At 64.3% G+C, this 8,982-nt stretch carries 9 protein-coding genes; 2 read left to right on the forward strand and 7 right to left on the reverse strand.

Annotated features, from left to right (window positions below; all coding sequences use genetic code 11):
• The first annotated feature begins 316 nt into the window (after nt 1-316).
• Nucleotides 317-1,336 carry a TraB/GumN family protein gene (locus AC1DMG_RS16750; RefSeq protein ID WP_441603268.1) on the forward strand — a complete coding sequence of 340 codons (1,020 nt, stop codon included), beginning with the start codon at nt 317-319 and terminating at the stop codon, nt 1,334-1,336.
• Between the two features lie 69 nt (nt 1,337-1,405).
• Here the strand turns inward: AC1DMG_RS16750 and AC1DMG_RS16755 are convergent, their stop codons facing one another.
• From AC1DMG_RS16755 to AC1DMG_RS16780, 6 genes are all read right to left on the reverse strand, one after another.
• Nucleotides 1,406-2,968 carry a S10 family peptidase gene (locus AC1DMG_RS16755; RefSeq protein WP_441603267.1) on the reverse strand — a complete coding sequence of 521 codons (1,563 nt, stop codon included), beginning with the start codon at nt 2,966-2,968 and terminating at the stop codon, nt 1,406-1,408.
• A gap of 132 nt (nt 2,969-3,100) precedes the next feature.
• A complete protein-coding gene (locus AC1DMG_RS16760) occupies nt 3,101-3,805 on the reverse strand; it encodes a DUF4386 domain-containing protein (protein ID WP_441603266.1) in 705 nt (234 codons plus the stop codon).
• A gap of 39 nt (nt 3,806-3,844) precedes the next feature.
• A complete protein-coding gene (locus tag AC1DMG_RS16765) occupies nt 3,845-4,642 on the reverse strand; it encodes a CPBP family glutamic-type intramembrane protease (protein WP_477180795.1) in 798 nt (265 codons plus the stop codon).
• 156 nt (nt 4,643-4,798) lie between these two features.
• Nucleotides 4,799-5,626, reverse strand: coding sequence for an SEL1-like repeat protein (locus tag AC1DMG_RS16770; protein WP_441603264.1), 828 nt, complete (start codon nt 5,624-5,626; stop codon nt 4,799-4,801).
• Nucleotides 5,627-5,660: 34 nt separating this feature from the next.
• Nucleotides 5,661-6,254, reverse strand: a complete 594-nt coding sequence (locus tag AC1DMG_RS16775) for an HAD family hydrolase (protein WP_441603263.1) — start codon at nt 6,252-6,254, stop codon at nt 5,661-5,663.
• A gap of 67 nt (nt 6,255-6,321) precedes the next feature.
• Nucleotides 6,322-7,260 (reverse strand): AraC family transcriptional regulator, encoded by a 939-nt coding sequence (locus AC1DMG_RS16780; protein ID WP_441603262.1) that lies wholly within the window; start codon nt 7,258-7,260, stop codon nt 6,322-6,324.
• A gap of 174 nt (nt 7,261-7,434) precedes the next feature.
• Here AC1DMG_RS16780 and AC1DMG_RS16785 point away from each other — a divergent pair, with 174 nt between their 5' ends.
• The gene (locus AC1DMG_RS16785; protein WP_477180796.1) at nt 7,435-8,493 is read left to right on the forward strand and encodes an NAD(P)-dependent alcohol dehydrogenase; all 1,059 of its coding nucleotides are present in this window, start codon (nt 7,435-7,437) and stop codon (nt 8,491-8,493) included.
• Between the two features lie 54 nt (nt 8,494-8,547).
• Here AC1DMG_RS16785 and AC1DMG_RS16790 read toward each other — a convergent pair.
• The coding region (locus AC1DMG_RS16790) for a CBS domain-containing protein (RefSeq protein ID WP_477180797.1) at nt 8,548-8,982 on the reverse strand (435 nt) is incomplete at its 5' end.

Genomic DNA, 8,982 nt, shown 5'->3' on the forward strand with positions numbered 1-8,982 from the left:
GGCCGGCACCATGGCGGCGAACGGTTCGGGCCTGCAATGGGCCACCGTGCGCAACCTGCTGATGGCCTGGATCCTCACCCTGCCCGCCTCGATCCTGCTGGCCGGCGGCTTGTACATTGTCTTCCGCCAGGTCTTTTGAGCGTTTAGGTAGCTAAGGCGTCGTTTCGGCTCCCTCCGGAGTGCACCGACCGTCCACGCCGGATGGCCATGGCCGCCTCCGCGCACCGCATCGGGCGTCGCAAGCACGGCTATCATGGCAACAGGGAGCCCGCCTTGGCGGGCTTTAGCCGTCGCGTCCTTTCAAGGAGCTTGCCGGATGCACGCAAGAACTGCCTTATGGCTTGGCGCGTTGCTGTTTATCAGCGGCGCGCAGGCGCAGAACATCCCCACACCCGCCGCCACGACGCCCGCGCCAGCGGCCGCAGTCGACTTGCAGACGGTGACCGTACGCGGCGAGCAACCCGGCCCTGAGTTATGGGAAGTGCGACGCGGCGACCATGTGTTGTGGATCGTCGGCACGCTGTCGCCGCTGCCCAAACACGCAGAGTGGCAATGGACCAAACTGGAGGAAGCGCTGGGCCGCTCATCGGAGTTGCTCGAAGCCCCTTCCGCACGCCTGAAGATGCCGTCGAGCCTGTTTTCCCGGCTTGCCCTGCAGCCGTCGGCCAAGCTCAATCCGGGCGGCGCCACCTTGCAGCGCCTGCTGCCGCCGGAGATGTATACGCGCTGGCTGGCGCTGCGCCATCAGTATCTGCAAGACGACGATGCGCTGGAATTCATGCGCCCGATGATCGTCGCCCAGCAGCTTTATGAGAAAGCGCTGGCCAAGGACGACCTGAGCAACGAGATCGACGTGGCCGCCATGGTGGAGAAGCTCGCGCGCAAGCATGGCAACCGCGTGATCGCCGTGCGCTATGAACTGCTGGTCACGCGGGCGCCGCCCAGTACCAGCATCGACCAGGACCAGCAGAATGGCATCGCCTGCCTGGACGAGACCATGCAACTGGTCGAGCACGACATGCCCAAGCTCACCCAGCGCGCCAACGCCTGGGCCACCGGCGACATGAAGACCCTGCAGAGCCTGATGCCGCAAAAGAACTACGAGCCCTGCATCGTGTCGGCCATCAACGGCGATTTCGAAAAGCAGCTCAATATTCCCGACCTGCCCCAGCGCATCGAGTCGGCCTGGATGAATGCCGCCGAGGCCGCGCTGATCCGCAACCGGCAGACGGTCGCCGTGCTGTCGATGGAGCAGTTGCTGTCGACGGACGGCTATCTGGCCAAGCTCAAGGCGCGCGGCTACATCGTGCGCCAGCCGGACAACACACTGCTCTGAGTCTGGCCGGCGCAAAGAAAAGGCCGCGCTCCTTTGAGAGGCGCGGCCCGCTCTGGTGCATCGATAAGCTTACTTGCTGCTGCGGTAGAGCGTGGCAGCGTCGGCCTTGAACGATTCGGCACTGCCCGGACGGCTGTAGAACATATGGCCGCCCGGATAGACCGCCAGCTTCACGCGCTGCGCCTGGCCGAACGTCGGCATCTGGTCGATGATCAGACGCGAGGTGAAGAACGGGCACGACAAGTCGTTGTAGCCGTGCACGATCAGCACCTTCATGTTCGGATCGTTGCCGATCGCCTTGCGCAGGTCCGCCACCGGCTTGTCGTCGGCGTTACCGCGATCCCAGGCCTTGTTCACGGCGTACGACAACGCTTCGTAGTGCGCGTCCGTCTTCCAGCCCACTTCGCGTGTCACGAAATCCACCATCGCGCTGGTGGTCGGCGCCAGCAGCGCTTCGAGAATCGGATCGCCCGACTGGCGATCGGCCGAGCCCGGGAACGGATCGAAGGCGGTGACGTTGGAGTCGTACACGCTGCCGATCTTCTTGTCGTTGCGATGGATTTCGCGCAGGTAGGTGGCGATGTCGACACGGCCATCCAGTCGCGACACCACGGCCGGATCCAGGCCCGTATACGCCGACACCTTCTGCACCATGCGACCGATCGCGCCCGGGTCCGAACGGCCGGCCAGGAAGTCGGTGACGAACTGCGTGCGCACATAGGTCTCGACGTCGTTCATCGCCGCCGGCGTGAGCTTGCCCTGGCTTTCCAGGCGCGCCGCGGTCATCGACGGCAGGTTGATCATCCACGGCAGCGGCGACAAGGCATCGCCATCGCCGATGGCGGCCGGATCGAGATACGGCGACACCATCACCAGGCCATTCACGCCCACACCCATGCGCGTCTGCAGCTCATAGCCGATACGCGGGGCGCGGTAGCCGCCGTAGCTCTCGCCCATCACGTACTTGGGCGCGCGCAGGCGGCCGTGCTTGACCAGCCAGTCGTACACCACGCGCGACAGATACTTGATGTCGGCCTCGGTGGAGTAGAAATCCTTCTTGGTCTGCTCATCGTCTTCCAGCGAACGCGAGAAGCCCGTGCCGACCGGATCGATGAACACCAGGTCGCTCATGTCGAGCCAGGTGTTGGGATTGTCCTTGGTGATCGCCGCATCGGACGGCGCATCGCCATCCACGCCGAACTGAATGCGCTTGGGACCAATGGCGCCCATGTTGAGGTACACCGACGACGCGCCCGGACCACCGTTGAAGGCGAAGGTCACCGGACGGTGCGGGTCGTTGCCCGGCACCACGTACGAGGTGTAGACCACGTCGGCGATCTTCTTGCCCTTGGCGTTGCGCACCTCGATGGTGCCCACGGTCGCCTCGTAGGACAGCGTACGGCCGCCTACGCGCACGCTCTGCTTGATGGTCTTGTCGGCGGGCAGCGGCGGCAGGTCGCTGTCGGACTTCTTGTCGGCGGCTTCGGCCGCGGGCTTGGCATCCTTGCCTTCGGCGGCCATGGCGGACCACGGCGACAAGGCCAGGCCCAGCGCGAACACACCCGCTGCGCACCACGCAGCTCCACGCCCCACACGGGCGAAACGACCTCGTACAGCCAAATCAGGATTCATCGACACTCTCACGCAGGGACTCATGGGACTCGACCGGCTATCGCGCGGGCGAAACACCATAGATGCGTCATGCGGCACCGGGTGACCAGTGCCGTAAGACAGGGTCAAGACCTTGCGATGCGAGCCGACGCCTTAGGTCGAAGGCACCGCGGCAACATCGCCGCGCGGCCGCGCCCCCATCACTACCATCCACAACACGAAGGCCAGCTCGCCCAGCTGGAGCGGGAAAGCCACTTTCGAGATGAGGTCTTCGTACGCCGGCAACACCACGCCGGTCACGCACAAAGCCAGATAGGCGAAGCCGTTGAGGATCAGCCAGTAGCCCAGAAAGCGCGGCAGGAAGCGCGAGCGGATCACCAGCAGCGCCAGCGGGAACAGCCACAAGCCCCAGAACATCTCGGCACACGAAATCATCATGCCGTGCAGGCGCAGGAACAGCGCCGCGAGCGCCTCGCGCTCGGGCTGCTCGAACGCTGCCAGAATCGGGCCGCCCTTGACCAGCAGCAGTGCCGCCGCATCATTGAGCACGTTGAAGAAATACAGCGGCGTATCCATGAAGCCCAGCACGAACATCAGCCCTGCCAAGGTTTTGTTGACGCCCTTGAACAGCTGGTAGAGCGTGAACGTCAGCAACAGGCTGATCACGCCGGTCAGCAGATCGCCAAAGATGCCGAGCCGGAACAACAACTCGTGCGCTGCGATATTGCCGGCCGTCGCGGCGGGGTTGTCGTGGACAAAAAGCGTGTTCGGGATATAGATCAGCCGGAATGGCGCGGTGATCGTCAGTGCCAGGTAGATGAGACCGGCAATACGCGCGTCACGCTTGAGCGTTGTCATTGGATGCATTCCCCAGAGATGCGTGACTCATCGTACCGATTATCGGGATGCAGAAACCGGCATCGATGTTGATGGCCCTGCCTGCACCTGCCGACACCGCAGCATCCAGACCATCCCGATGGCCAGCAACGCGCTAAAGACACGCAGGCCATTCCCCAGCCAGCCGGTCGCGGCCGATGGCGCCACATCGAAGACATCCCACGCGGCATTGAGCGAGCAGTGGAAGATCAGGCCGCACCACAGCGTGTAACCATCCATCGCATCGAGCACCGCGAACACGATGCCGCCGACGAAGGTGATGGCGAAGACTTGCAAAGCCAGCTCACTGTCCTGCATGCCCACCCAATACACCCAGCCAAACACCAGGGCCTGCACCAGCACGGACGGCAGCATCCGCCACCCGAGGCCGCGACGTACGAAAATGAAGCCGAAGCCGCGAAACACCAGTTCCTCGGCCAGCGGAAACAACAAGGCCGTAAACAGGATGTCCCGCCAGTCGATGGTCGCCTGCAACTGGCCAGTGACCGCGCATCCGATCCAGAACGGCAGCGTGGCCAGCAGCACCAGCAGCGGCGCCTTCCATCCGTTCGAGTGCAGACCCAAGAGGCGCCGAACCGATGGCCCGGTCCGCCGCGACCGCAAGGCCAGCAAGGCAACGAGCGCCAACAGTACCGCCAGCAGGTTGTCCATGCTGGAGCCGCCGAAGGACGACATGGGCAAGCCGGGAATCTTCAGGCCCACCATCAAAGCCAGGTCGCGCACGGACAGCGCAGCGAACAGCACCGCGATCACCACGACCGCCTTGGCCCAAACAACTGCGGGATGCGACGCCTGCATATGCCCTCCTGGCCGATGGGACGAACGCCCTACTCTCACTCCGGCCCGTGGTTCACCGCAAGAATGACCTTTGGGGCAGAGCGTCGCCCGCCCGTGCCCGGGAGATCGTCGAAGCCTGGGCGATCGAACAACGTCTTTGATCCGCGAACCGTAGCCTCAGTGCGGTATGCCCTGATCCCGTTCCAGCTCACCCACGGTCACCGTGCCGTACCAGGCCGCATCGCGAATGCGAAAGTACTGCTTGGGGTCCCAGCGCCAGGCCACGTAAATATTCCCGCAACCCGTGATGGGCGCGCCGTCGATGGATTCAGCGCCGCACGACGGCAGTGGCCCGGTGAAGTCGCCCAGGGAGGGGTTGGCCGCCGCAAACTGTGCCAGCGTCAGCGAGCTGACCTCGGGCGCACCGTAGCCAACCAACGATCCAGTCATCCCGGTCCTGGCCTCGCGCAACGCCCGCTCCATGCGCGGCTTCGCCACCGCATCGCCGTACTCGCCGGACAGTTGATCCAACAGCACGCTTCCTTGTTGACGCTGACTGGCGTCCAGCTGATTCCATACGGCATCGCGGGTGGCTACGTAGCGCGGAAATTTCCGCTCCGCGCCCAGCGCCAGCCACGCATACGCGGTGACAGGATTCTTGGCGACACCCTCGCCGTGCAAATACATCAAGCCGATGCTGAGCTGAGACAGCTTGTCGGCATAGCGCGCGCCAATCTCGAAATATTTCATCGCCTTGGCGTAGTTGCCACTTGCATAGGCGCGCATCCCGACAAATTCGCCGTACTGATCGGGGTGCCCCCAGGTGGACGTGCGGTCCATGGCGGCCAGGACTTTCTGCGACGCCTTGTCGTCCATGGATGCCGCATGGCTCGTAACCAGAGAAAGCGGAAGAACCGCGACGACCAGGATACCGATCCATTGCGTCTTCATGAGTGCCTCCGAGGGTGTCCAGAGCTCTCTCGCGCATTTCATGACCAGACCCATTCACGCCATGTGAAGAGCCGGCGCCAGCCATCGATCAGCTCACTTCCTGCCACTGAAAATAGCGACGGTGGGCGATGCTAAGCAGATGCTGATCCTCCGGCGTATCGCCGTAGGCATAGACCACGGGATAAGCGGCCAGATCATAGGCGGCGCGGACGCGGCGCGCTTTTTCCGCGTTCACGCATTGTTCGCCGCGGTAGCGACCCGTCAGCTGGCCGTCGCGCGCCTCAAGCTGGGAGCACAGCAGTTCCAGATCATGCGTGCGGCACCAATGGGACATATAGACGTCCAGCGCACCGGATACCACGACGACGCGATCGCCCTGCGCCTTATGCCACTGGATGCGCTCCAGCGCCTGCGGGCGCAGCACGCCCGGCAATACATCGCGTGCAAATTGCTCGCCGCGTGCATGGGCATGCGTTTCCGGCACGCCACGAAAACCCAGCTGCACTGCACTGCGCCGCATGAGGTTGGGCGACACCCAGCCAAGCTTGTAGCCAGCCACCATCGGGGCAAGCAGCGCGCCGCCAAGGGCGCGCCGGCGCGGCGACACGGCAAATTCGATGAAGGGCCGGAACATCTCTCGCGTGGTGATGGTTCCGTCGAAATCGAACAAAGCGAGATTCATGGCATTCCCTGGCCGTGTTGTCAGCGCGGCGCATGCTCGATGCCTGCCACGCGAAGGTCAAGTGCCCTCAGGCGACCGACTCGGCGTCGGCCGGACGCAGGCGCGCCACGTCGCGCAAGGGCGGCGCGCCGAACTGGCGACTGTATTCGCGACTGAACTGCGAGGGACTTTCATAGCCCACCTGATGCGCCGCCGTGGCGACGTCGCACTGGCTGGCCAGCAGCAGGCGACGCGCTTCGTGCAAACGCAGCTGCTTCTGGTACTGCAGCGGACTCATCGCGGTAATGGCGCGAAAATGGTGATGCAGCGAGGAGGTGCTCATGTTCACGCGCATCGCCAGCTCCTCGATGCGCAAGGGCTCGTCGTAGTGCTGCCGCAACCAGTCGATGGCGCGCGACACCTGATGACCCTGGCTGCCGGACGTGGCGATCTGCGCCAGCAACGCACCCTGCTCGCCCGTCAGCAATCGGTACAGCAGTTCGCGCTCGATCAAGGGACCCAATACCTCGAGGTCGCGCGGCGTATCGAGCAGGCGAACCAGGCGCAGCAGCGGATCGAGCAGCCCGCCATCGAGCGGACTCATCGAAAGACCGGGCGCAGACGCGACGGCACTGCGGCGCAACTGCACGCCGGGCAGCAGCTCGCGGATGCACTGCAGATCCAGGCGAAAGGTCAGGCACAGGCACGGCGCATCGTCCGATGCCCGGACCACCTGCGAGGACACCGGCACATCCACCGCGTTGACCATGTAGTTGGCCGGCTCATGCAGGAACGTTTGCTGGCCGAGCAGGATCTGCTTCGCCCCCTGCAGCGCAAGGCCCAGACCCGGGCCGTACATGGCGCAGGTCGGCACGCCAACCGAGTTGGCGCGAAACAGCGTCAGGGCTGGCCAAACCGTGGTGTGCAAGCCATCAGCCGCCGCCAATCGTTCAACGATGGCTGTCAATTCCTCGCGATCTTGCGCCAGTCGCGCCGAAGAGCCAGGAGCGGAAGGTTTTTCATTCATGGACTTAGGTTCCATTTCTGCAGGACGAGATTGCCTGTTCCTCCGCCATATGGCGAGCCCCTGGGCCACGACCTTGCAGGATCAGGCAATCATCTCGCAGGAATCGGCTACCCGGGCCATACACCGGGCGCCCATACTCCTCGCCTTGCTGTCCCGTCCCCAAGGAGTCATGCCATGACGCTTTCCATCCGCGGCTACGCCGCCCAGTCCGCCACCACGCCGCTGGCCGCTCACCAGTTCGAACGCCGCGATCCGCGCGCGAACGATGTGGTGATCGACATCCTGTATTGCGGCGTTTGCCACTCGGATATCCACCAGGCGCGCGACGAATGGGGCGGCAGCCTCTACCCGATGGTGCCCGGCCACGAGATCGTGGGCCGCGTCAGCTCCGTCGGCCCCGAGGTCACCAAGTTCAAGGTGGGCGACACGGTGGGCRTGGGCTGCATGGTCGACTCCTGCCAGCACTGCGCCTCGTGCAACGCCGGCCTCGAGCAGTACTGTGTTGAAGGCGCCACCTGGACCTATAACGGCATCGATCGCCACGACAAGATGCCCACCTTCGGCGGCTACTCCGAGCGCATCGTGGTGTCGGACAAGTTCGTCGTGTCGATCTCCGACAAGCTGGACCTGAAGGCTGCCGCGCCGCTGCTGTGCGCCGGCATCACCACCTGGTCGCCGCTGCGTCACTGGAATATCGGCAAGGGCAGCAAGATCGCCGTGATCGGCCTGGGCGGCCTGGGCCACATGGGCCTGAAGTTCGCCAAGGCGATGGGTGCCGACGTCACCTTGTTCACCCGTTCGCCGGGCAAGGAAGCGGAAGCACGCCGCCTGGGCGCCGACCATGTGGTGTTGTCCACCGACGAGAAGCAGATGGCCGCCGTGTCGCGCCAGTTCGAGTTCATCCTCGACACGGTGCCCAACCCGCACGATCTCAACCCGTACCTGGCCACGCTCGCCGTCAATGGCGTGATCTGCCTGGTCGGCCAGCTGCAGCCGCTCGATCCTCCGGTGAACGCTGCGCAGGTGCTGCTGGGTCGTCGCTCGATCTCGGGTTCGGCCATCGGCGGCATCGCCGAAACGCAGGAAATGCTCGACTTCTGCGCCGAGCACAACATCGTCAGCGACATCGAAGTGATCGACATCAAGAACATCAATGCCGCCTACGAGCGCGTCATCACCAGCGACGTGCGCTATCGCTTCGTGATCGACATGGCTTCGCTCAAGGCTGCCTGATGATGTACTGACCCGGGCAGCACAAGCCGCCCGGACGCCCCACAAAACCGGCCCTTACACGGCCGGTTTTGTTTTTCCGCCGAGATGACGGCTGGCCTCATGTGCTTCGCGCAGTCGTTGCGCATGCGCCTTGAGCAGATCGCCGCGGGTGATGATGCCCACCATCCGGCGTCCCTGGCGATCCATCACCACCAGGCGGCCGACGTCGGCCTCCACCATATGATCGGCGGCTTCGCGCAGCGTGTGGTCTTCGCGCACCACGAGAGGCGGACGATGCAGCAGCGAACGCACTTGCGCATCCAGCGGCGAGCCGGCGCGCAGCAGATCGCGGCGGGTCACCACGCCCAGCAAGCGGCCCTGCTCGTCCACCACCGGAAAGCCCTGATGTTTGGCCGGTGCATGTTCCGTCGACAGCCAGGCCTGCACCTCGCCAATCGTCTCGCTGGCGCGCAGGCTCACGACGTCTCGGCTGCATGCTTCGCCAACAGC

The sequence above is a fragment of the Dyella sp. 01N36 genome (genome assembly GCF_056399745.1).

What these genes read in the sequence shown, in the direction of transcription:
- AC1DMG_RS16750 (WP_441603268.1), top strand. Translation starts at nt 317, where the DNA reads ATGCACGCAAGAACTGCCTTATGGCTTGGCGCGTTGCTGTTTATCAGC.
- AC1DMG_RS16755 (WP_441603267.1), bottom strand. Translation starts at nt 2,968, where the DNA reads ATGAATCCTGATTTGGCTGTACGAGGTCGTTTCGCCCGTGTGGGGCGT.
- AC1DMG_RS16760 (WP_441603266.1), bottom strand. Translation starts at nt 3,805, where the DNA reads ATGACAACGCTCAAGCGTGACGCGCGTATTGCCGGTCTCATCTACCTG.
- AC1DMG_RS16765 (WP_477180795.1), bottom strand. Translation starts at nt 4,642, where the DNA reads ATGCAGGCGTCGCATCCCGCAGTTGTTTGGGCCAAGGCGGTCGTGGTG.
- AC1DMG_RS16770 (WP_441603264.1), bottom strand. Translation starts at nt 5,626, where the DNA reads ATGGGTCTGGTCATGAAATGCGCGAGAGAGCTCTGGACACCCTCGGAG.
- AC1DMG_RS16775 (WP_441603263.1), bottom strand. Translation starts at nt 6,254, where the DNA reads ATGAATCTCGCTTTGTTCGATTTCGACGGAACCATCACCACGCGAGAG.
- AC1DMG_RS16780 (WP_441603262.1), bottom strand. Translation starts at nt 7,260, where the DNA reads ATGAATGAAAAACCTTCCGCTCCTGGCTCTTCGGCGCGACTGGCGCAA.